The following is a 21,485-nucleotide window of genomic DNA, read 5'->3' as shown; positions in this document are numbered from 1 at the left end:
ATGAAACGCTGGTGTCTCGCAGTGTGCCTCGCGCTCGCCCCGCCAGGGGCGGCGCCTGCCGAAGAAGAGGCGGAGCGCCTCGGGGATGCCGCGCGCGGCGCGGAGATCTTCGGCCAATGCAGGGGATGCCACGAGATCGGGCCCGGTGCGAGACATCGCATCGGGCCTCATCTTAACGAGATCTTCGGACGCCGCGCCGGTGCGCTTGAGGCGTTTCCCTATTCCAAGGGCATGAGCCGCGCCTTTGCCGATGGCCTGGTCTGGGATTACGCCCGGCTCGACGCCTATCTCGAAAACCCCCGGGCACTGGTTTCGGGCACGCGGATGTCCTTTCGCGGCCTCAAGGACGCGCAGGACCGCCACGACGTACTGGCCTATCTGCGCGACTTCACCGCCAGCCCGCGCGACATTCCCGAAGCCGCCCCCACCGCGCTGCCGCGCGAGGTCGATCTGCCGCCCGAGATTCTGGCCATCGTCGGGGACGCGGATTACGGCGAATATCTCGCCTCCGAATGCCTCACCTGCCACCGGCAGGACGGCTCCGACGCGGGCATCCCCTCGATCACCCGCTGGCCGGTTGAGGATTTTGTCGTGGCCATGCACGCCTACAAGCGCAAGCTCCGTCCGCACCCGGTCATGCAGATGATGGCCGGACGCCTCTCCGATGCGGAGATCGCGGCGCTGGCGGCGTATTTTGAAAAACTCGACTGAGGGGAGGTCAGGAATTCCGCAATTGCTTCGTATGACGAGACAGGCACAGGATTGCACGGGGGCCATGCGCTCCCGGCGCGGGCCGGTTTTATGGGCCCGGGCCAGACCTGATTTTTCGCCGCCTGCCGCGCGGTGCCGTATCGGAGCATTTCGTGATGAGTTTTCGTTCGAGAATTCTCTGGCTCGCCGGGCTGATCGCCCTCGCTGCCGCCTTCGGCCTGCTGCCGCAGGGCCATGCCGAGGAACGCGCCCCCGGCGCCATCCCCAAGGCGCCGGCGTTTCGTCTTTAGGGTGCCAGAACGGTGGGCAAATTGCCCACCCTACGATAAGCCGCGCCATTGCCGGCCCGCCGGGACGGGGCATGCCTGACGCATGCCTCCTGCACGACGATGGCGCGCCTCTCGGCGTTTGCTTGCAAACGCCTGCCGGCAACACATCGCTTGCGATGTGTGAGAGGCGGCTTCGCCTTGTTCCGCGCCCAAGGCTCCGTGCCGCCCATGCACCTGTTTTCCAAAGAAATCGCATTCCCCGCCAGACCGGACGCCACCCAAGGCGGCACCGCTGCGGCGGGATGCGCGTGTTTCGCAACCTGTCCAGCTTAGGGAGGAATGGACATGAGATGGAACAGACGGGCCTTTATCGGCACAGGCGCGGCAGCGGCGGCAACGCTCTCGGCGCCGATGCTCCACGCGCAGGGCAAGCCGCGCGTCGTGGTGGTGGGCGGCGGCGCGGGGGCGCCACCGCCGCGCGCTATCTCGCCAAGGACAGCGACGGCGCAATCGACGTCACCCTCGTCGAGCCGACGCGCAGCTACTACACCTGCTTTTTCTCCAACCTCTATATCGGCGGCTTCCGCACCCTCGACAGCATCGCGCACAGCTACGCCACGCTGGCCTCGGATTACGGCATCAATGTCGTGCATGATTGGGCCACCGGTATCGACCGCGACGCCAAGACCGTGCGCCTCGCCGGCGGCGCGAGCCTGCCCTACGACAAGCTGGTGCTGAGCCCCGGCATCGACTTTGTGGAAGGCGCGGTGCCCGGCTGGGATCTGAGCGCGCAGGATGTCATGCCGCATGCCTACAAGGCCGGCACCCAGACCGCGCTCCTCAAGGCGCAGATCGAGGCGATGCCCGAGGGCGGCACCTATGTGATGGTGGCCCCGCCCAACCCCTATCGCTGCCCGCCGGGGCCTTATGAGCGGATCTCGATGGTGGCGCATGTGCTCAGCCAGACCAATCCCACCGCCAAGATCCTCATCGCCGATCCCAAGCCCGGCTTTTCCAAGCAGGCGCTTTTCGAGGAGGGATGGCAGCGGCACTACACCGGCATGATCGAGCGGCTGGGGCCGGATTTCGGCGGCGGCAATGTGCGCGTCGATCCGGACAGTATGGAGGTCGATATCGACGGCGAGCTGGTGAAAGCCGATGTGGTCAATGTGATCCCGGCGCAGAAGGCCGGCCATATCTGCGACGCTGCCGCTCTGACCGAGGGCAACTGGGCGCCGGTGGACGGCCATTCCATGGTCAGCCGTCTCGATCCCGATATCCATATCCTGGGCGATGCCACGGCGCAGGGGGATATGCCGAAATCCGGCTTTTCCGCCAATTCCCAGGCCAAGGTGGCGGCGATGGCGATCCGTGGCGCGCTGACCGGATCGCGGGTGTTCCCGGCGAAATACTCCAACACCTGCTGGTCGCTCATCGCGCCGGAGGACGGGGTGAAAGTGGGCGCCGCCTATGAGCCCACAGAGGAGAAGATCGCCAGCGTGTCTAGCTTTGTCAGCCAGACCGGCGAGGACGCGGCGCTGCGCAAGGCGACCTATGAGGAAAGTCTCGGCTGGTATGAGGGGATCACCGCCGACATGTTCGGCTGAGCGCGCGCGTTAACGCTCTTTTGGCGCGATTCGTGGCAGGTTGCGGCGCATGTCACGGCTCTCCTGCCTTCTGTGGGTCGCGCTGGCGCTGACCGCCTGCGCACCGCCCGCGCCGAAACCGCCGCCGCTCGCTCCGCCATCGGAGCGGGCGGACCTCACCCGCGCGCTGCTGCTGCTCGGCCCCGGCGTCGATGAGCAGGAGGCGCGGCAGCTCACGGTGACCGCCTATGCCTATCCGCGCGAACTGGCGCGGGATTACGGGCGCAAGCTCTCGGTGCTGGCGGAGCGTCGCGGCGTGGCGTTCGATTTCAAGACCCCGGCGCTTTGCCGCGACTGGGCGGAACGGTTCGAGGCACGGCTGCGGCAGGAGCGTTTCCGCACGCTGGAGGTGCAGCTCGTCATTTCGCCGGCCCGCGCGCTGGCCCCGGTCGAACACAGCGCCGTCGTGGCGACTGTGCCGGGCCAGCCGGTAAAGACCGGCATTCTGCTCGATCCCTGCCGCGACGAGGGCGCGCTCTACTGGACAGCTGCCGGGAAAGACGGGCTTTTCGACTGGCGCCCGCGTCTCGAGGTGTTGCTGGAGCAGAGCTGGGGCCGCCGCCCCTGGTACGGTCGCAACCCGCTCGACGGGCGCATCCTGCGACCCGATCCGCTGACGCCGTGAGCGGGGAGGAGGGCATGGAGAATCGAGCCGGCGGCCCGTCGATTCCGCTGGTCTGCGGGCCTTGCACCTCGGCGCGGAGGGGGCCACTCTGCCCCCGGGCCGGACAGGGTGCCGGCCCGCCCGGTCTCCTCCGCCTGAAAGCCTCCGCTCATGCCCCACGATCACCATCATCATCACCATGTCGACCCCGAGGCCGGCGACGCGCGGCTGATCGGCGCCATCGCGGTCAATATGGCGCTGACCGTGGCGCAGGTGCTGGGCGGCATCTTTTCCGGCAGCCTCGCGATGATCGCAGACGCGCTGCACAATTTCTCCGACGCGATCTCGCTGATCATCGCCGCCGTGGCGCGCCGCATCGCGCGCCGCCCGGCCAGCGCCGACATGCCCTTCGGCTATGCCCGCGCCGAGGTGGTGGCGGCGCTGGTCAATTACACCACGCTGATCGTCATCGGGCTCTATCTGGTGATGGAGGCGATCCTGCGCTTCCTCTCGCCCGCGCCGGTGGCCGGCTGGATGGTGGTGATCATCGCGGCGGTGGCGCTGGCGGTCGATCTGATCACCGCGCTGCTGACCTGGAGCATGGCGAAGGACAGCGTCAACATCCGCGCGGCCTTTCTGCACAATGTCTCCGATGCGCTGGGCTCGGTCGCGGTGATCGTCGCGGGCACGCTGATTCTGCTCTTCGGCTGGACCTGGGTCGACCCGCTGGTGACGCTGCTGATCGCCGGCTACATCCTGTGGATGGCCTTTGCCGAGATCGGCGACGTGATTCACATCCTGATGCTCGGCAGCCCACCGCAGCTCGCCCCGCGCGAGGTGCTGGAAGAGGCGGCGCAGATCGAGGGCGTGGACGGTCTGCACAAGGCGCATCTGTGGCAGATCGACGAGCGCAACGCGGCGCTTCAGGCGCATCTGGTGGTGCGCGAAGGCGCCTGGGGGCAGGCCGACACGATCAAGGCCGCGGTAAAGGAGCGCATGAAAGCGCGCTTTGGAATCGCCCATGTGGTGCTGGAAATGGAATGCGCGCATCACGCCTGCGCCGCCCCTCAGGACTGGGGCGGAAGCTGAACGCGCGATGCCATTTCCGCGACGAGCCCTTGCGGCCCTCCGGGGCGGATACTAAGAATCCGGTAAGACTGACGGGATAGGCCAATCAGGACAACAGCAGGCAGGCGGATATGAAAGACCCTTACGAAACATACATGAACACCCTCGTGCCCATGGTGGTCGAACAGACCAGCCGCGGCGAGCGGGCCTATGACATCTTTTCGCGCCTGCTGAAGGAGCGGATCATCTTTGTCTCGGGTCCGGTGCATGACGGCATGTCGAGCCTCATCGTGGCGCAGCTTCTGCACCTGGAGGCGGAGAATCCGTCCAAGGAAATCTCGATGTATATCAACAGCCCCGGCGGTGTCGTCACCTCCGGCCTGTCGATCTACGACACCATGCAGTACATCCGGCCCAAGGTCTCGACCCTGGTGATCGGCCAGGCGGCCTCCATGGGCTCGCTGCTGCTGACGGCGGGCGAGGCCGGCATGCGCTTCTCGCTGCCCAACAGCCGCATCATGGTCCACCAGCCCTCCGGCGGCTACCAGGGCCAGGCGACCGACATCATGATTCATGCCGAGGAAACGCTGAAGCTGAAGCGACGCCTCAATGAAATTTACGTGAAACATACCGGCCAGACGCTGGAAAATGTCGAGGCGGCGCTGGAGCGCGACAACTTCATGGCGCCCGAGGATGCCAAGGCATGGGGCCTCATCGACGATATCGTCGACAGCCGCGGCGCCGCGGAAGAGGCCAAATCGTGATCTTTCGCCCCGCCGTCTGCGGGCGGCGGGGCGTTTTTCGGATTGTAGAGCGCAGGGCTGTAGCCTAAGCTTTGCAGAATTGGCGAAGTTGATGGGCCTTTGGCTGGCAGTCTGGCACAGCCAACGCGGAGAACAGGCCCCGAAAGGTGCGATATGGCGACGAATTCCGGCGGCGACAGCAAGAACACCCTTTATTGCAGCTTCTGCGGCAAGAGCCAGCATGAGGTTCGCAAGCTGATCGCGGGGCCGACCGTCTTCATCTGCGACGAATGTGTCGAGCTCTGCATGGACATCATCCGCGAGGAGACCAAGGGCGCTGGCCTGAAGTCCTCCGAGGGGGTGCCCAGCCCGCGCGAGATCTGCGAAGTGCTCGACGATTACGTGATCGGTCAGATGATGGCCAAGCGCGTGCTCTCGGTCGCGGTGCACAACCATTACAAACGTCTGAACCACTCGCAGAAATCCGCGGATATCGAGCTGGCGAAGTCGAACATCCTGCTGATCGGCCCCACCGGCTGCGGCAAGACGCTGCTGGCGCAGACGCTGGCGCGCATCCTCGATGTGCCCTTCACCATGGCCGACGCCACCACGCTGACCGAGGCCGGCTATGTGGGCGAGGATGTGGAGAACATCATCCTCAAGCTGCTTCAGGCCTCCGAGTACAATGTCGAGCGCGCGCAGCGCGGCATCGTCTATATCGACGAGGTCGACAAGATCACCCGCAAGTCGGAAAATCCCTCGATCACCCGCGACGTCTCGGGCGAGGGCGTGCAGCAGGCGCTGCTCAAGCTGATGGAGGGCACGGTTGCGAGCGTGCCGCCGCAGGGCGGGCGCAAGCATCCGCAGCAGGAATTCCTGCAGGTGGACACGACCAACATCCTCTTCATCTGCGGCGGCGCATTTGCCGGTCTCGACCGGATCATCGCGCAGCGCGGCAAGGGCTCGGCCATGGGCTTCGGTGCCGATGTGCGCGACCCCGAAGAGCGCGGCGTGGGCGAGGTCTTCAAGGATCTCGAACCCGAGGATCTGCTGAAATTCGGCCTGATCCCGGAATTCGTCGGCCGTCTGCCGGTGATCGCGACGCTGGAGGATCTCGACGAAGACGCGCTGGTCACCATCCTGACCCAGCCCAAGAACGCCCTCATCAAGCAGTATCAGCGCCTGTTCGAGATGGAGGACACGCAGCTGACCTTCACCGACGATGCGCTTTCGGCCATCGCCAAGAAGGCCATCGAACGCAAGACCGGCGCACGCGGCCTGCGCTCGATCCTCGAAGGTATCCTGCTCGACACCATGTTCGAGCTGCCGGGCATGGACGACGTGACCGAGGTGGTGGTGAACGAAGAGGCGGTGACCTCCGACGCCAAGCCGCTGATGATCTACGCCGATCAGAAGAAAGAGGGCACCTCCGCCGGCTGAGCGCCGCCACGGGTACGGATTGAATCGAAGGGCGGGCTCATAGGGCCCGCCCTTTGCCGTTTGTGGCGCAGGCTTTCGGCATGGGGCATACATCAATGGTGCAGCGCTATATGAGCCCATTTTGGGTGAGCGCGACCTGAGGGGCCTTTGGAGGTGTCGGGGCGGGAATGCCGGCTGTGCCGGACGGAGCGGAGTTTTATGTACGATTTAAAACGACGCGTTTGGTCGCCGTAGCCAGCAGCCTTCTTGCTCTATTTCGGAGGGAACCAAAAGCGCGGGCGGCAAGCCGAGAAAGAGTATTCGTTGCCACCGGGGAAAATGATCCTTGATGCCCCAAACCACGTGACAAAGCGGTATCGACCGAACGATATCGCTCCAACGAGAAAAGTGCGCTGCCCGGATCAAGATTGGACTTTGCCGACGCAAACCACTTTCGGTTGGAGGCGCTTTCCACAATCCACACCGCATCGGGTGGAGGGCCAGAAAAGCTCTTATCGAAGATCGCTTGGATTTCCATGCATCATGAATGGCACGTTCGAGAAAAATATCAACTTGGTAGTGTCCCAACGCTTGGTGTAGGAGGCCGCGCGCGGAGCTCCCGGCGTAGCGCAGCGCTCGGCCTCCTGATGACGCTGACGGCGTCATGCGCCGCAACACGATCACCCGTCGCCAGACCGTTGAACCGCGCGGTTCAAATCCTTCAACGCAAGGCTTTTCTTTTTTTCTGCGCTCGCATAGGCTTTTTCTGCAACGCTGCATCCCAGGGAGGGCGACACGTGGCTGACAAAGAAAAACCGTTGCTGATCAAGCGCTATGCAAGCCGTCGTCTCTACAACACCGAGACGAGCGATTACGTCACGCTGGAGGACATCGCAGGCTTTATCCGCGACGGGCGCGACGTGCAGATCGTGGATCTGAAATCCGGCGACGATCTGACTCGGCAATACCTGCTCCAGATCGTCGCGGAGCATGAAAGCCGGGGCGAGTCGGTGCTGCCGATCAATGTGCTGACCGATCTCGTGCGCAGCTACACCACCCAGGCGACCTCGGTGGTGCCGCAGTTCCTCGCCGCCAGTTTCGAGGCCTTCCGCGACAGCCAGTCGAAATGGGCCGAAAGCGTGAGCCACATGAACCCGATGATGCCCAAGATCCCCGGGCTCGAGGCCATGCAGGCGCAGCAGGAGGCGTTTCTCAAGGCGATGACCGGCGGCATGGGCAACCAGTGGTCCGGCCCCGAAGGCGCAGAGGCCGAAGAGGAAGATCTCGACGCCATCAAGAAGCAGCTCGCCGAGCTTCAGGCCAAGCTGTCGAAGATGGACAAGTAAGCGGGGGAGGGCGGGGGGCCTCCGCCCCTCCCGGCACCTGCTCAGGTGCCGTAGGCGCGGGTCTCGCCCATCACCGCCTCGGCGGCGGCGACCAGCACATCGGCCACGCCGGCGCACTCCTCCAGCGTCAGACGTGCGGGCAGGCGCGTATCGCAGGCGCGCTCCAGCATGGCGCGGGTGCGCGGCAGTTCGGGGATCTCGCCCATGAACTGCCAGTTCCAGAAGGCGCGGGCATTGTCGGTCGAGAGGCCAAAGACCTGCACCTTGACCCCCATCTCCTCGGCGGTATCGGCAAAGGCGCGCATCTCGTCGCGGCTCATGCCCACGAGGTTGAATTGCAGCGAATCCGGCGCGCGCTCTTCGGGGCCGAGCTTTTCCGGCACCTCGATCCAGGGGCTGAGATTGATCCGCTCGGCGACAAAATCGTGGTTGCGCCGCCCCTCCACGACCCGGCGCTCGATCTGCGGCAACTGCGGCCGGATCACCGCCGCCGACAGGTTCGACATGCGCAGATTGTAGAGCGGCAGCCGGTTCTGCCAGCGGGCAAAGGCCTCTTCCAGATCGGCGCGGTTGTCGCCGCGCGCCATGTGCTTCTTCCAGTTATGCTCGTATGCGCCCGAGAGGATCACCGCGCGCGCCACCACATCGGCATCGTCGGTGACCAGGATGCCACCCTCGCCGGCATTCACCAGCTTGTAGCTCTGGAAGGAGAAGCAGCCGATCTTGCCGATGGTGCCGATCTTGCGCCCGCCCCAGACCGTGCCGAGGCTGTGCGCCGCGTCCTCGATCACCGGCAGGCCGCGCGCATCGCAGAGCCGCATGATCGCATCCATATCCGAGGTGTGGCCGCGCATATGGGAGATGATCACCGCCGAGACGCCCTCGAGCTTGGCCTCGAAATCCGCCAGATCGACGCGGTAGTTGTCACCCACCTCACACAGCACCGGCACGCAATCCGCATGCACCACCGAAGAGGGCACGGCGGCAAAGGTAAAGCCCGGCAGCAGGACGCGCGCGTCACGCGGCAGCCCCAGCGCCTTCAGCGACAGGAACAGCGCCGCCGAACAGCTCGACACTGCAAGCGCGTATTTGCTGCCCATCAGCGCCGCGAATTCCCGTTCGAGCAGCGCCACGGGCGCATCTTCCGGCGCGGTATAGCGAAAGAGATCGCCCGATTGCAGCAGGCGCTCGATCTCGGCGCGGGCCTCTTCGGGGATCGGTTCGGCGTGATGCATGTTCGGAAGAGCGCTCATCTTTCAAAATCCCGAATATTGGTTTTGTGAAAGCTTAAACACCGGCTCTGTGACAGCCAAGTGAAAACCGTCCCGGGCGCGGGACGGTTTCAGCGCATGTGACGCAAGGTTACGACAGTGTCAGAGGCCGATCCGGTCGCGCAGCGCGTACCAGGTCATGGCGAGCGTCAGCAGCGGGGTGCGTAGCGCGGTGCCGCCGGGAAAGGCCGGCACGGGCAGGGCGGCCATGGCGTCGAACCCTGCCGATTGCCCGCGCACCGCCTCGGCCAGCAGCCGCCCGGCATGCACCGCGGTGCCGACCCCGTGGCCGGAATAGCCCGAAGCGCTCAGCACGTTCGGCGCCAGCCGCGCCAGAAAGGGCAGCCGCTTCATGGTGATGCCAAGCGTGCCGCCCCAGGCATAGTCGATGCGCACATCCTCTAGATGCGGAAAGATCTCCAGCATCGGTTTGCGCACCTTTGCGACGATGTCTTTCGGAAAGCGGTAACCATAGCTCTCGCCGCCGCCGAAGAGCAGCCGTCCGTCATGGCTGAGCCGGAAGTAGTTCACCACATGGCGCGAATCCGCGACCGCCACATCGCGGGTCAGCACGTCCCCGGCGCGCTCCCCCAGCGGCTCGGTGGCCACGATGAAATTGTTGATCGGCATCACCCGCTGCGCCACCTGCGGCTGCAAGCGTCCGAGATAGCCATTGCCCGCATAGATCACCTGCGCCGCCCGCACCGTGCCGTGTTCGCATTGCACGGTACATTCCGCGCCCTCCTGCACATCGGTGACAAGGCTGTTCTCAAAGATCCGCGCCCCGGCCCCCGCCGCCGCCCGCGCCAATCCTTGCGAAAAGCGCAGCGGGTGCAGATGGCCCGCGCCCATATCCAGCACGCCGCCCCTGTAATCGGGCGAGGGGCAGAGCGCGTGAAATGCCTCCGCATCCAGCGCCTCGATCTCATAGCCGTAATGCCGGCCCATATGCGCGGCATACTCGTGCAGATGCGCCACCTCGCCCGGGCGCGAGCCGCACCAGGCGACGCCGTCACGATAGTGGCAGTCGATCCCGTGCCGCGCGATCAGGTCGCGCACCAGATCCTTGGCCTCCTCGCCAAGCGCCCAGAGATGGCGCGCATCGTCGCGCCCGACCATCTGCTCCAGCGTCACCTGATCCTGCCGCTGCCCGGACCCGAGCTGCCCGCCATTGCGCCCCGAGGCGCCAAAGCCCACCCGATGCGCCTCCAGCAGCACCACGTCGAGCCCGGCCTCCGCCATGTGCAGCGCCGCCGAAAGCCCGGTGAAGCCCGCGCCCACGATACAGACATCCGCCCGCTGCGCCCCCTCCAGCGCCGGAAAGGCGGGCAGATCGTCGGCGGTCGCGGCATACCAGCTCTGGGGATAATGCCCGCGCCGGTCGTTGGAAAACAGCAGGTCCACAGCCAGCCCCTTCATCTTTCTTCAAATACTCAACCGCAGCCGCACCACATGCGCGTGCGCTCTCAGCGAGGCGTCAGCGCGCCACCCGCTCCGAGGCGCCTCCCGGGCGCCGAGACACCCTGCGCGCGCAAGCGCTCCGCGAGATCAGACGTTCAGCAGCAGGTGCTCGCGCTCCCAGGGCGAGATCACCGCCAGGAATTCCTCGTATTCCGCCCGTTTCACGATCGAATAGACCCGCGCAAACTCCGGCCCCAGCACATCGTGCAGCGCATCCGCCTCGTCCCAGAGATCCAGTGCCGAGCCCAGCACGCGGGGAATATCGCCCTCGCCCTCATAAGCGTCGCCGCGGAACTGTTTCGACGGGCGCCGCTCCTCCATCAGCCCGAGATAGCCGCAGGCCAGCGAGGCGGCGATGCCGAGATAGGGGTTGCAATCCATCCCCGCCAGCCGGTTCTCCACCCGCCGACTGTCCGGCCCCGAGAGCGGGATGCGGATGCCGGTGGTGCGGTTGTCGCGGCCCCATTCCAGGTTGATCGGCGCCGCATGGTCGCGCACATAGCGGCGATAGGAGTTCACATAGGGTGCCATCACCGCCACCGCCGCCGGCAGATGCGTCTGCAAACCGCCGATGAAGTGGAAGAACGCATCCGTCTCGCCGCCCTGCGGTCCGGAAAAGATATTGCGCCCGGTCGCTGTCTCCATCACCGAATGGTGGATATGCATGGCCGAGCCCGGCTCGTTGGCGATGGGTTTCGCCATGAACGTGGCAAAGCAATCGTGGCGCAGCGCGGCCTCGCGGATCAGCCGCTTGAAGAAGAACACCTCGTCGGCAAGCTTCACCGGATCGCCATGGCGCAGGTTGATCTCGAGCTGCCCGGCGCCGCCCTCCTGGGTGATGCCGTCGATCTCGAACCCCTGCGCCTCGGCGAAATCGTAGATATCGTCGATCACCGGGCCGAACTCGTCGACGGCGGTCATCGAATAGGCCTGACGCGCGGCGGCCGGGCGGCCCGAGCGACCCATCATCGGCTCGATATCCTTGGCCGGGTCGAGATTGCGCGCGACGATGAAAAACTCCATCTCCGGCGCCACCACCGGGGTCCAGCCCTGATCCTCGTAGAGCTTCACCACGCGTTTCAGCACATTGCGCGGCGCATAGGGGATCGGTTCACCGTGGCGGTCGAAAGCGTCATGGATCACCTGAAGCGTCCAGTCGCCGGTCCAGGGCGCGGCGCTGGCGGTGGACATGTCCGGCTTCAGGATCATGTCGCGCTCGATGAACCCCTCTTCGCCGGCGGCCTCGCCCCATTCGCCGGTGATGGTCTGGTAAAAGATCGAATCCGGCAGGTGGAAATAGGCCTGGCGGGCGAATTTCGACGCCGGCACCGCCTTGCCCCGGGCGATGCCCGGCAGGTCGGCGACGATGCATTCCACCTCGTCGAGCCGGCGGCCTTCGAGATAGGCGGCAGCGGCGTCGGGCAGTTGTTCGGTCCAGTCGCTCATGCGATGCGGCCCTCCTTGAAAAACCGCGCGAACTGCGCGCCGAGATCGGGGCTGTCGAGTTGCAGCGGCAGCTTCTCCGCCGCCGCGTCGAGCTGCTCCTGCGGCACCACGCCCGGGCCGCGATGGTCGATGAGCCCCTGCACGAATGCCGCGTCGAACTCGGGATGCGGCTGCACCGTATAGGCATGGCCCGGATAGAGCAGGGCGGCGTATTTGCAGCGCTCGGCAGAGGCCACCACCTCGGCGCCGGGCGGCAGCTCGGTCACCTGATCCTGATGCCAGGCCTGCACCAGCTTCACCCCGTCGGGATAGCGGTAGAGCGTCGGCCCCACAGTCCAGCCGCCGTCGAATTTCTCGACCTTGCCGCCAAGCGCCTGGGCGATGATCTGGTGGCCGAAGCAGACCCCGACCAGCGGGCGGCCGCTGTCGTAGATCGCCCGGATCAGCGACTCCAGCGGCGCGATCCAGGGGTGATCCTCATAGGCGCCGTGGCGCGAGCCGGTGATCAGCCAGCCGTCTGCGGCGTCCGGCCCCGGCGGCAACTCCCCCTCGACCACCGACCAGGTCTGGAAGTCAAAGCCCTGACCGCCCAGCAGGCGTTCGAACATGGCGGGGTATTGCCCGGTCTCTTGCGCCAGGATTTCCGGCACGAGGCCGGTTTGCAGAATGCCGATTTTCATGAAGCACCGATAGCTGTGTCGGCCCGAACCTATCCCTGCCGCCCGCATGCGGCAAGGCCCGGCTCAGACCGTGTCGAGATAGATTTCCACCTGTTCGGCGGGCGAGAGTTCGGACATGAAATGCAGCTCCTGCCGCTTGGTCAGCAGCAGGTTGCGGATCAGCCCCTCGGGCAGGATGCGCGGCATCACCGTGCTGGCCTCGAACGCGTCCATGGCGGCGCCCCAGCTTCCGGGGATCAGCGGCAGCTCCTGCGCATAGGCATTGCCGGTGATCGGCGCCGGCGGCTCGACCCCGTCCTCGATGCCGATCAGCGCCGCGCCCAGCAGCGTGGCCAGCAGCAGATAGGGGTTCACGTCGCCGCCGGCGACGCGATGCTCGATCCGCCGTCCCTTGGGGCTGCCGCCGGGGATGCGGATCGCCGAGGTGCGGTTCTCATAGGCCCAGGAGATGCCGCAGGGCGCGTGGTTCTCGGGCACCAGCCGGTCGTAGCTGTTGAGATGCGGGGCAAAGATCAGCGTGCTGTCATGCATCGCCCCCATCAGCCCGGCCACCGCGTGGCGCATGGTGTCTGTGCCCTTCGGGCCGCCATCGTCGAAGATATTGTTGCCGTCCTCGTCCAGAACCGAGAAATGCACATGCATGCCAGAGCCCGGGTAGTCCTCATAGGGTTTCGCCATGAAGGAAGCGGCAAAGCCATGCCGCCGCGCCAGCCCGCGCACCAGCATCTTGAAGAGCCAGGCGTCGTCGGCGGCATGCAGCGCGTCGGGCTGGTGCATCAGGTTGAGCTCGAACTGGCCCAGCCCCGCCTCCGAGATCGCGGTATCAGCGGGGATGTCCATATCCTCGCAGGCGTCGTAGAGATCGGTGAAGAAGATGTCGAAGGCGTCCAGCGCCCGGATCGACATCACCTCCGCCGCCTTGCGCCGCTTTTGCGAACGGGGCGAGAGCGGCACCTGGAGCGATTTGCCGCTGTCGTCGATCAGGAAGAATTCCAGCTCGATCGCCACCACCGGCGTCAGGCCCTTCTTGCGATAGCGCTTGAGCACCGAGGCCAGGGCGTGGCGCGGGTCGCCTTCGAAGGGGCGGCCATCCTCGCGATACATCCAGATCGGCAGCAGCGCGGTGGGCGCCTCCAGCCAGGGCATCGGCACGAACCCGCGTTCGGTCGGCCAGAGCACGCCGTCGCGGTCGCCGGTCTCGAAGACCAGCGGGCTGTCGTCGATATCCTCGCCCCAGATGTCGAGATTGAGCACCGAGAGCGGAAAGCGCGTGCCGTCCTCGACCACCTTGTCGGCAAAGCGCGCCGGCACGCGTTTGCCGCGCGGTTGTCCGTTGAGGTCGGAGGCCGCCGCGCGGATGGTGCGGACCTGCGGGTTCTTGCGCAGCCAGCTTTTGGGGTCGTTCATGGGTCACCAGTTGGGAATTTGATCAAATTCCAGCGTAACGGTGCCACGCGCGGCTGGCAAGCGGCAGGACGCCTCCGGCGGGGGAGTATTTGACGGAAAGATGAAAGGGCGGGCTCAGCGCATCAGGTTGGGGCGGTAGCGCACCCGCGATTGCCGCGCCTGCGGCAGGTGCCGGTTGAGGCGGCGGTTGATGGCGCCGAAGAGCGCGATGACCAGCAGCGTCAGCACGATGAAATAGCCCGCGAGGATCGGGTAGGCGACGAAGGGGTTAAAGGTCTTGTCGGCGAAGTAATTGGCGTAATAGAGCGCGTCGCCGCGCTGTTGCCAGGCGGGAAAGCCCGAGAAGAACACCAGCGTCGTGGCGTGGAACAGAAAGATCGCCTCGTTGGTATAGGCGGGCCAGGCCAGCCGCAGCATGGTCGGCCAGACGATCTTGCGAAAGCGCGGCCAGCCGGAAAAACCATAGGCATCGGCGGCCTCGATATCGCCCTTGGGCACCGAGAGCAGCGCGCCGTAGAAGATCTCGCCGGAATAGGCGGCGGTGTTGAGGAACAGCACCACCAGCGCCCCCAGCCAGGCCGAGGAGAACGGATCGAAGATCGGCGAGAGCGATTTCAGGCTGAGAAACAGGAAATAGGCAAAGAAGAACTGGATAAAGAGCGGCGAGCCCCGGAACACGAAGATAAACCATTCGCTGAGCTTGCGCAGCCAGAATATCTTAGAGGCCTTGCCCACCGCCACCGCCGTGGCGAGGAAGAAGCCCGAGACCAGCGCCAGCACGCCGAAATAGACGTTCCAGATCATCCCAGAGCCGATCAGCACCACCTGTTTGCAGACGGTGAAATCGTCGCGCGGCAGCAGCCGCTCGCCGATGCCCAGCGAGCGCAGCCCGTAATCGGCCACCACGTCCCAGCAGCTCATGCGCGCCTCCCGACCCGGGCTCGACCCTGGGCCTCCTGGCCGCCGCTGAGGCCCCGGATCAGGTCCGGGGCGGGGGGATGGGGCCGGATCATGCCGCTTTCCTCTGGGCTTCGCCGCCCATGGTCGCCTGACCGTGGGTGAGTTTCTTCATGAGGCGGGCGAGCGCGATCTCGGACAGCCGGGTGAAGGCGAGGTAGAAGATCAGCAGCCCGAGGAAATACCACACCCGCCAGTCCGCATGCGGGTAATCGCTGAAGCGCGCGGTCTTGGCGCCGCCCAGGTCGCGCGCCCAGTAGACGATGTCCTCGACCCCCAGCAGGAAGAGCAGCGGCGTCGCCTTGATCAGCACCATCCACAGGTTCGACAGGCCGGGCAGCGCATAGACCCACATCTGCGGGATGAGGATGCGCCAGAAGGTCTGGCGATGGGTCATGCCATAAGCCTCCGCCGTCTCGAGTTGCGCGTGCGGCACCGCGCGCATGGCGCCGAAAAGCACATTCGCCGCAAAGGCGCCGAAGACGATGGCAAAGGTCAGCACCGCCAGAGAGAAGCCGTAGATCTCGTGCCAGATCTGCGGCGCGGTGGACAGCGGCAGCTTGGCCGCCTGGCAGACGATGAAATCCGAGCCCTGCCGGATCGGCTGATCCCAGTCGGGGCATTTGATCTTGTGCCGCAGATATTCCAGCCCCTGATCCAGCGCGATCACGAAGAACAGGAAGAAGACGATGTCCGGCACGCCGCGCACCATGGCGATATAGATCTTGCCGAGCCAGCGCAGCGGTGCAAACCGCGCCCGCGCCGCCGAGGCGCCGGCAAAGCCGAAGGCCAGCGCCACCGGTGCGGTGATCGCCAGCAGCAGCAGCACCGTCCCGAAGGAGCCATAGAACAGCATCAGCTTGCCCGTGGTGAAATAGCAGGCAAACCAGGCCGGGGTCGAAAGGACCGAAGGGTCGGTGCAGAAGGAGAACATGCGCGCGATCCGCGGCGGCGGGGCAGGGCGCCCGCCGCCGCTGTCTCACATCATTCGTAGATGTCGGTGCCTTCGCCGAACCACTTGACCAGCAACTCGTTCAGCGAGCCGTCTTCCTTCATCGAGGTGATCGCGGCGTCGAACGTATCCTTGAGCTCGGTATCGCTCTCGCGGATGCCCATGCCGGTGCCGCGGCCCAGCACCACCGGCTCGCCCACGAAGATCAGCTCGCCGGCGGATTCCTCGACGATCGGCGTCAGGTAATCGGTGTCGAAGAACACCGCGTCGGCCTCGCCGTTGCGCAGCGCCGCGACGATCTCGTCGGCGGTGGCGAATTCCAGCAGGGTGGCACCGGATTCCGAGATATAGCCCGATTGCAGGGTCGAGGTCTGCGCGGCGACGACGCCGTCGAGCGGCGCGTCCTCGCTCAGCGCCACATAGGAGGAGGTGGCGGGCGGGATGTAATCCTGGGTGAAGTCGATCACCTCCTCGCGCTCGTCGTTGATCGACATGCCGGCGATGATCGTGTCGTAGTTCCCCGAGACCAGGTTGGGGATGATCGAATCCCACTCGTTGGTGACCCATTCGCAGGTCAGCTCGGCGCGGGCGCAAAGCTCGTCGCCGAGATCGCGCTCGAACCCGTCGACCTCGCCGGCATCGTTGATGAAGTTATACGGAGGGTAGGCGCCCTCGGTGCCCATGCGGACGACATCCTGCGCGAGCGCCATGCCGGCGCTGAAGGCCAGGACGGCGGTGCCGAGAAGGATCTGTTTCATGTGATTGCTCCCTTGGTTGGTCTTTTTGCCCCGCTTTATGCGTGGGTCGTGGATTTCAGGAACCCTTGCAGGCGTTCCGATTTCGGCGCGCCGAACAGCGTTTCCGGCGGGCCCTCTTCCTCGATCAGCCCCTGATGCAGGAACACCACGTGGTCGCTGACATCATGGGCCATTTTCATGTCATGGGTGACGATGATCATGGTGCGGCCTTCGGCGGCGAGATCCTTGATCACCTTGACTACCTCCTGCTCCAGCTCCGGGTCGAGTGCCGAGGTCGGCTCGTCGAAGAGCAGCGCCTCGGGCTCCATGCAGAGCCCGCGCGCGATTGCCGCGCGCTGCTGCTGGCCGCCGGAAAGCTGCGCCGGGAAGGCGTCGCATTTGTCGCCGATGCCGACCTTGTCGAGATAGCCGCGCGCCGCCGCCTCGACCGTGGCGCGGTCGCGGCCCAGAACGGTGAGCGGCGCCTCCATGACGTTCTGGAGGATGGTCATATGAGCCCAGAGATTGAACTGCTGGAACACCATCGAGAGGTTGGTGCGGATGCGCAGCACCTGTTTCGGATCGGCGGGGCGGCGGGCGTGGTTCTCGCCTCTCCACTGAACCGGCTCGCCTTTGAAGAGGATCTCGCCCTGCTGGCTGTCTTCGAGCAGGTTGCAGCAGCGCAGCAGGGTGGATTTGCCGGAGCCCGAGGAGCCGATGAGCGAGACCACATCGCCGCGATGGGCGGTGACATGCACGCCTTTCAGAACCTCCAGCGAGCCATAGGCCTTGTGGAGATTGCGGATCTCGATGACGGGTGTGGGATCGGGCAAGCGCGACCTCGGTACGGGTGACAGACCTGCCGAGGATGGGCGGAAAGGCGCGGGCTTGGCAATGCGCAAATCGCCGTCACGGGCGTGGGTTGCGCCGCGTCATGCGGCATTTGCACGGGAAAAAGGCGGCACAAGCGGGGAGAGAAGGGCTTTGTGGCGCGTGCCCCGCGGGACAACGGGCGCGTGGGGTGCGAGCCCGTTCTATGGATCTCGCGTTTTGTCAGATACGAGGGGGAGATCGGGCGCCGCCGCGTTGGCCGGGAGGCCCCGGATCAAGTCCGGGGCGGGAGGGAGCCGGGCCGGTTTACCTCATCGCCCGCGCGGCCCTTCAACCGGCCTTGCCTTCGACCCGCTGGCGGGCCAGCGCCGAATCGCGGTCGTTGATGCCGAGCAGGTTCGAGACCAGCCGCAGCAGCGCGTCCTCCTCGGCCTCGCGCACCCCGTCGGCCAGCACCACCTGCCAGAGCGCCTCGATCACGCCGATGCGGTGCTCGTAATCCACCGCATCCTTGATGGCGCGGGTAAAGCGCACGGTGTCGGGCGCCTCGGCCTCCAGCGCCTCGGCCTCGCCGCGCAGCTTGGCGGCCTCGAAAGGCGACAGCCCGTAGCGCGCCGCGGCGATCTTGTCGATGCGCGCACGCTCGCTGTCGTCATAGGTTTCGTCGGCCCGCGCCACCCGCACCAGCAGCGCGGTCAGCGCCAGCCGTGCATCGGCATCGGGAAGACGGTCGGGGTTCGGCTGCACCAGCCGCTGGAGGAAATCTGCGAACATGAGAGCTCATATAGCGCCGCGATGCGCGCGGGGAAAGCGCCCGTCGCGCAGCCGTGAGCGTTCAGGGGATCGCGGCGGCGGCCTGGGCGGCCTCGGAATCCGCGCGGTCGAGCCCCAGCCGCTCCTCGATCAGCGTCACCAGCGCGGTTTCCACCTCGTCACCGACGCCGTCGGCACGGGCGACCTTCCACAGCGCCTCTGCGGCGGCGCGGCGGTGGGCATAATCCACGCCCTCGCGGATGCGTTCGGCCATGTCCTCGATGCCGGGGCTCTCGAAGGCCAGCCGCTCGCATTCCGCGCGCATCTTGGCGGCGGCGAGCGGTTTCAGCCCGAAGCCCTCGGCGAGGATGCGGTCGATCTGCTCGACCTCCTCGAAGAGATAGGCGTTGTCGGCCATCGCTACCTTGACGAGCAGCGCGCCCATGGCATGCGCGGCGTCCATCTCGGGCAGCGGGCGCGGGGCGGGGGCGCTCTTGTGGAAGAATGCTTTCAGACGCTCGAACATGGCCGGGGTTCCTTTCGCCGGTCGGGAAACTGTTTTGGGGGATAGGGCTGCGGTGCGCTCAGCCGGCGCGCCGGGGCGGGATGAGGTCGGCGGGATGCACGCCCAGAACCGACTGGGCCAGCAGCGTCAGGCGTGCTTCGTCCGTCAGGGGCGCCTCGCGACATATTTCTTCCCAGAGGCTGAGGGCGAGGGCGTGCCGCTCGTGGTAATCGACCGCCGCGTGCAGGATCGCGGCAAAGCGGCTGGTGTCCGGTGCGGCACGCTCGATACGTTCGCAGGTCTCGCGCATCTCGGCGGCCTCCTGCGCGGTCAGGTCGTAGCGCCGGGCGAGGATCGCGTCGATCACCGGCGGCGCCGCCAGCGCGCAGGTCAGATCGGACCGCGACAGCCGCACCAGCAGCGCCCCGAGCGCCACCGGCGCGTCGCCCGGATCGAAAGGCGCCGCGTCCGGCGCGGCGAGCCAGAATCTCAGATTGCGGCCCAAGCCAGGCAATCCTGTCGCGGCGCTGCGCGGCACAGCGCGGAGGGCGGTCGATGCATCGCGGTCCTTTCTAGACTGTCCGGACTGTCGTAGGGTCAGTCTGATGCAGGATGCCGCCAAGAGCAATCCCGCCGGGGTCGCATGGCGCGCCCATGCCGATCCGCGACCCGTCTTTGCCCGGAGGCCCGGCTTTGACGCGGCTGCTCAGCGCTTTCCGACGTTGGCGAAGAGGGAATCGAGCCGTTTTGCCTCCTCCGCCAGCCCCCAGGGCGGGTTGATCACGAAAAAGCCCGAGCCGATCATGCGGTGCCCGTCGCGGATCGGCGGAAAGCGAATCTCGTGTTTCAGCGCTTCGGGGTGGTCGCGCTCCAGCGCCCGCAGCATCGGCGTATGCAGCCCCGAGGTCAGGATCGGATACCAGAGCGCCAGCACGCCGACATTCCATTTCCGCGCGATGCTGCCGAGGAATTTCGGGATGCGGTCGTAATCCTGCTTTACCTCATAGGAGGGATCGACCAGCAGCAGGCCCCGGCGCGGCTCCGGCGGGCAGAGGCTTTGCGCCAGTTCGAACCCGTCCTGCCGGTGGATGGCGATATTGGGCGCTTTCACTGCCGCTTTCAGCGCCGTGTGTTCCTGCGGATGCAGCTCGGCGAGGTGCAGCCTGTCCTCAGGCCGCAGCAGCGTGGCAGCGATGAGCGGCGAGCCGGGATAGGCGGCGGGTCCGTGCGCGGCGCGGATTTCGGCCAGCGCCTCGGCATAGGGGTGCCCGGCGGGCAGGGCGCCCGCCAGCGCGCCGATGCCCTGTTCGGCCTCGCCGGTCCTGAGCGCCTCGGCGCTGCCCAGATCGTAGAGCCCGCGCCCGGCATGGGTCTCGATATAGCTGACGGGTTTGTCCTTGCGCGTCAGGTAGGCGAGCATCCAGGCCAGCAGCGCGTGTTTCTGCACATCGGCGAGATTTCCGGCGTGATAGCCGTGCTGGTAGGACAGCATTGCGGGGGCCTCGCTGACGGGCCGATGCGGGGCGCAGGGGCCTTGCGCATCGGGACGGGGAAGGAACGGTCGGACAGGCTTGTGCGCCGTCCGGTCGGGTGCATAACGGATCGCGCGCCGCAATGCCATGGCGCCGTAGGGTGGGCAATCTGCACACCGCTGCGCTTTGGGTCTCACCCCATGCCGCTGCGGCGCATATCCGCGACGGCAAAGTCGATCAGCGCGCGCACCTTGCGGGGCAGGGTGCGCCCCTCCAGCCAGACGGCGGTGATCGGATGGGCGGGGTTGTCGTAATCTTCGAGCAGCGGCACCAGCCGCCCGCGCTCCAGGCTGTCGCCCAGCACGAAGACCGGGCAGAAGGCGATGCCGTCGCCGGCCTCTGCCAGATCCCGCGCCACCTGCGCGCTGTTCACCATGAAGCGCGTCGGCACCTGTACCGAGACGGGGCTGCCGTCCTTCAGGAACACCCAGCGCGCCGGATCGGCGCGGTTGGTGTCGACGATGCAGGCATGCGCGGCCAGATCCTCGGGTGTCGCCGGTACGGGATGCGTGGCCAGATAGTCCGGGCTCGCCACCAGCGTGCTGCGGATCCCGCCCAGCTTGCGCCGCTTCAGCGACGAGACCGACGCCTCGCCGATGCGGAACGCCAGGTCGATCCCCTCGGCGGCGAGATCGACATAGGCGTCGCTCAGCCGCAGGTCGATGGTGAGCCCCGGATGCGGCGCGGCAAAACGGCTGAGCAGATCCTTCACATAGATCTCGCCGAAGGTGACCGGCGCCGAGATCCGCAGCGTGCCGCTGAAACCGCTGCCATCCTCTTTCACCTCCGCCAGCATCTCGTCGAGATCGTCGAGCAGCGCCGGCGCGCGCGCCAGAAGCGCCTCGCCCGAGGCGGTGATGCCAACGCGCCGCGTGGTGCGCTGCAAGAGCCGCACGCCAAGCCGCTCTTCCAGCTCGGCCACGTATTTCGAGGTCAGCCGGTTCGAGATGCCCAGCCGCTCTGCCGCGCCGGTGAAGGAGCCGCTTTCGGCGGTGGCGACAAAGGCCCGCAGCCCGTCGATCAGATCCATCGCTCAATTCCGAACAAAACGTGGAAGGTCATTCTATATCATCGTCATTTCATTCCGCATCTGCAAGGTGCATCTTCCCCTCATCGAAACGAACACCAGCGCCGGCGAGACCCAAGG

General features: G+C 66.1%; 21 protein-coding genes and 1 pseudogene. 8 read left to right on the top strand and 14 right to left on the bottom strand.

Annotated features, from left to right (window positions below; translation table 11 throughout):
* From Ga0080574_RS07130 to phaR, 8 genes and pseudogenes are all read left to right on the top strand, one after another.
* Positions 1–711 carry a c-type cytochrome gene (locus Ga0080574_RS07130; RefSeq protein WP_076696495.1) on the top strand — a complete coding sequence of 237 codons (711 nt, stop codon included), beginning with the start codon at positions 1–3 and terminating at the stop codon, positions 709–711.
* 155 nt (positions 712–866) lie between these two features.
* The gene (locus tag Ga0080574_RS26720) at positions 867–1,001 is read left to right on the top strand and encodes a hypothetical protein (protein WP_257787899.1); all 135 of its coding nucleotides are present in this window, start codon (positions 867–869) and stop codon (positions 999–1,001) included.
* 324 nt (positions 1,002–1,325) lie between these two features.
* Positions 1,326–2,587 (top strand): annotated as a pseudogene (locus Ga0080574_RS07125) (FCSD flavin-binding domain-containing protein).
* Positions 2,588–2,636: 49 nt separating this feature from the next.
* Entirely contained in the window at positions 2,637–3,251 is a 615-nt protein-coding gene (locus Ga0080574_RS07120) for a hypothetical protein (protein ID WP_076696493.1), read from the top strand.
* A 150-nt stretch (positions 3,252–3,401) separates the two neighbouring features.
* On the top strand, positions 3,402–4,319 hold the full coding sequence (locus Ga0080574_RS07115; protein WP_076696491.1) for a cation diffusion facilitator family transporter: 918 nt from the start codon (positions 3,402–3,404) through the stop codon (positions 4,317–4,319).
* A 110-nt stretch (positions 4,320–4,429) separates the two neighbouring features.
* On the top strand, positions 4,430–5,062 hold the full coding sequence (locus Ga0080574_RS07110; protein ID WP_076696489.1) for an ATP-dependent Clp protease proteolytic subunit: 633 nt from the start codon (positions 4,430–4,432) through the stop codon (positions 5,060–5,062).
* Between the two features lie 153 nt (positions 5,063–5,215).
* The gene (clpX, locus tag Ga0080574_RS07105; RefSeq protein ID WP_076696487.1) at positions 5,216–6,481 is read left to right on the top strand and encodes an ATP-dependent Clp protease ATP-binding subunit ClpX; all 1,266 of its coding nucleotides are present in this window, start codon (positions 5,216–5,218) and stop codon (positions 6,479–6,481) included.
* Positions 6,482–7,257: 776 nt separating this feature from the next.
* Positions 7,258–7,806 (top strand): polyhydroxyalkanoate synthesis repressor PhaR, encoded by a 549-nt coding sequence (gene phaR / locus Ga0080574_RS07100; RefSeq protein WP_076696484.1) that lies wholly within the window; start codon positions 7,258–7,260, stop codon positions 7,804–7,806.
* Between the two features lie 41 nt (positions 7,807–7,847).
* On the opposite strand, the gene Ga0080574_RS07095 is transcribed toward phaR, so the two are convergent.
* The 14 genes from Ga0080574_RS07095 to Ga0080574_RS07030 all read right to left on the bottom strand — a co-directional run bounded on the left by Ga0080574_RS07095 (position 7,848) and on the right by Ga0080574_RS07030 (position 21,368).
* Positions 7,848–9,059, bottom strand: coding sequence for a DegT/DnrJ/EryC1/StrS family aminotransferase (locus tag Ga0080574_RS07095; protein ID WP_076696482.1), 1,212 nt, complete (start codon positions 9,057–9,059; stop codon positions 7,848–7,850).
* 120 nt (positions 9,060–9,179) lie between these two features.
* A complete protein-coding gene (locus tag Ga0080574_RS07090) occupies positions 9,180–10,481 on the bottom strand; it encodes an NAD(P)/FAD-dependent oxidoreductase (protein WP_076705759.1) in 1,302 nt (433 codons plus the stop codon).
* A gap of 144 nt (positions 10,482–10,625) precedes the next feature.
* Complete coding sequence (locus Ga0080574_RS07085) at positions 10,626–11,984, bottom strand: glutamine synthetase family protein (RefSeq protein ID WP_076696480.1); 1,359 nt, start codon at positions 11,982–11,984, stop codon at positions 10,626–10,628.
* Positions 11,981–12,664, bottom strand: a complete 684-nt coding sequence (locus Ga0080574_RS07080; RefSeq protein ID WP_076696478.1) for a type 1 glutamine amidotransferase — start codon at positions 12,662–12,664, stop codon at positions 11,981–11,983. The genes Ga0080574_RS07085 and Ga0080574_RS07080 overlap by 4 nt, the downstream gene beginning before the upstream one ends.
* A gap of 63 nt (positions 12,665–12,727) precedes the next feature.
* Positions 12,728–14,071 (bottom strand): glutamine synthetase family protein, encoded by a 1,344-nt coding sequence (locus tag Ga0080574_RS07075; RefSeq protein ID WP_076696476.1) that lies wholly within the window; start codon positions 14,069–14,071, stop codon positions 12,728–12,730.
* Positions 14,072–14,185: 114 nt separating this feature from the next.
* The gene (locus Ga0080574_RS07070; protein WP_076696474.1) at positions 14,186–14,992 is read right to left on the bottom strand and encodes an ABC transporter permease; all 807 of its coding nucleotides are present in this window, start codon (positions 14,990–14,992) and stop codon (positions 14,186–14,188) included.
* A gap of 88 nt (positions 14,993–15,080) precedes the next feature.
* Positions 15,081–15,962, bottom strand: coding sequence for an ABC transporter permease (locus tag Ga0080574_RS07065; RefSeq protein WP_076696471.1), 882 nt, complete (start codon positions 15,960–15,962; stop codon positions 15,081–15,083).
* Between the two features lie 50 nt (positions 15,963–16,012).
* Positions 16,013–16,738, bottom strand: a complete 726-nt coding sequence (locus Ga0080574_RS07060; RefSeq protein WP_076696469.1) for a transporter substrate-binding domain-containing protein — start codon at positions 16,736–16,738, stop codon at positions 16,013–16,015.
* 35 nt (positions 16,739–16,773) lie between these two features.
* Positions 16,774–17,550: an ABC transporter ATP-binding protein gene (locus tag Ga0080574_RS07055; protein WP_076696467.1), complete on the bottom strand. Its 777-nt coding sequence runs from the start codon at positions 17,548–17,550 to the stop codon at positions 16,774–16,776.
* A 328-nt stretch (positions 17,551–17,878) separates the two neighbouring features.
* Positions 17,879–18,322: a tellurite resistance TerB family protein gene (locus tag Ga0080574_RS07050; RefSeq protein WP_076696465.1), complete on the bottom strand. Its 444-nt coding sequence runs from the start codon at positions 18,320–18,322 to the stop codon at positions 17,879–17,881.
* Positions 18,323–18,383: 61 nt separating this feature from the next.
* On the bottom strand, positions 18,384–18,827 hold the full coding sequence (locus tag Ga0080574_RS07045; protein ID WP_076696462.1) for a tellurite resistance TerB family protein: 444 nt from the start codon (positions 18,825–18,827) through the stop codon (positions 18,384–18,386).
* 58 nt (positions 18,828–18,885) lie between these two features.
* The gene (locus Ga0080574_RS07040) at positions 18,886–19,311 is read right to left on the bottom strand and encodes a tellurite resistance TerB family protein (RefSeq protein WP_076696460.1); all 426 of its coding nucleotides are present in this window, start codon (positions 19,309–19,311) and stop codon (positions 18,886–18,888) included.
* Between the two features lie 201 nt (positions 19,312–19,512).
* Positions 19,513–20,298, bottom strand: a complete 786-nt coding sequence (locus Ga0080574_RS07035; protein WP_076696458.1) for a 23S rRNA (adenine(2030)-N(6))-methyltransferase RlmJ — start codon at positions 20,296–20,298, stop codon at positions 19,513–19,515.
* Positions 20,299–20,471: 173 nt separating this feature from the next.
* On the bottom strand, positions 20,472–21,368 hold the full coding sequence (locus tag Ga0080574_RS07030; protein WP_076696456.1) for a LysR family transcriptional regulator: 897 nt from the start codon (positions 21,366–21,368) through the stop codon (positions 20,472–20,474).
* Positions 21,369–21,485 lie beyond the last annotated feature (117 nt).

Origin of the sequence: Salipiger abyssi (genome assembly GCF_001975705.1) — a bacterium.
Classification (GTDB): domain Bacteria; phylum Pseudomonadota; class Alphaproteobacteria; order Rhodobacterales; family Rhodobacteraceae; genus Salipiger; species Salipiger abyssi.
The sequence above is the reverse complement of the archived record's forward strand: the minus strand, read 5'-3'. Positions and strand labels throughout refer to the sequence as shown.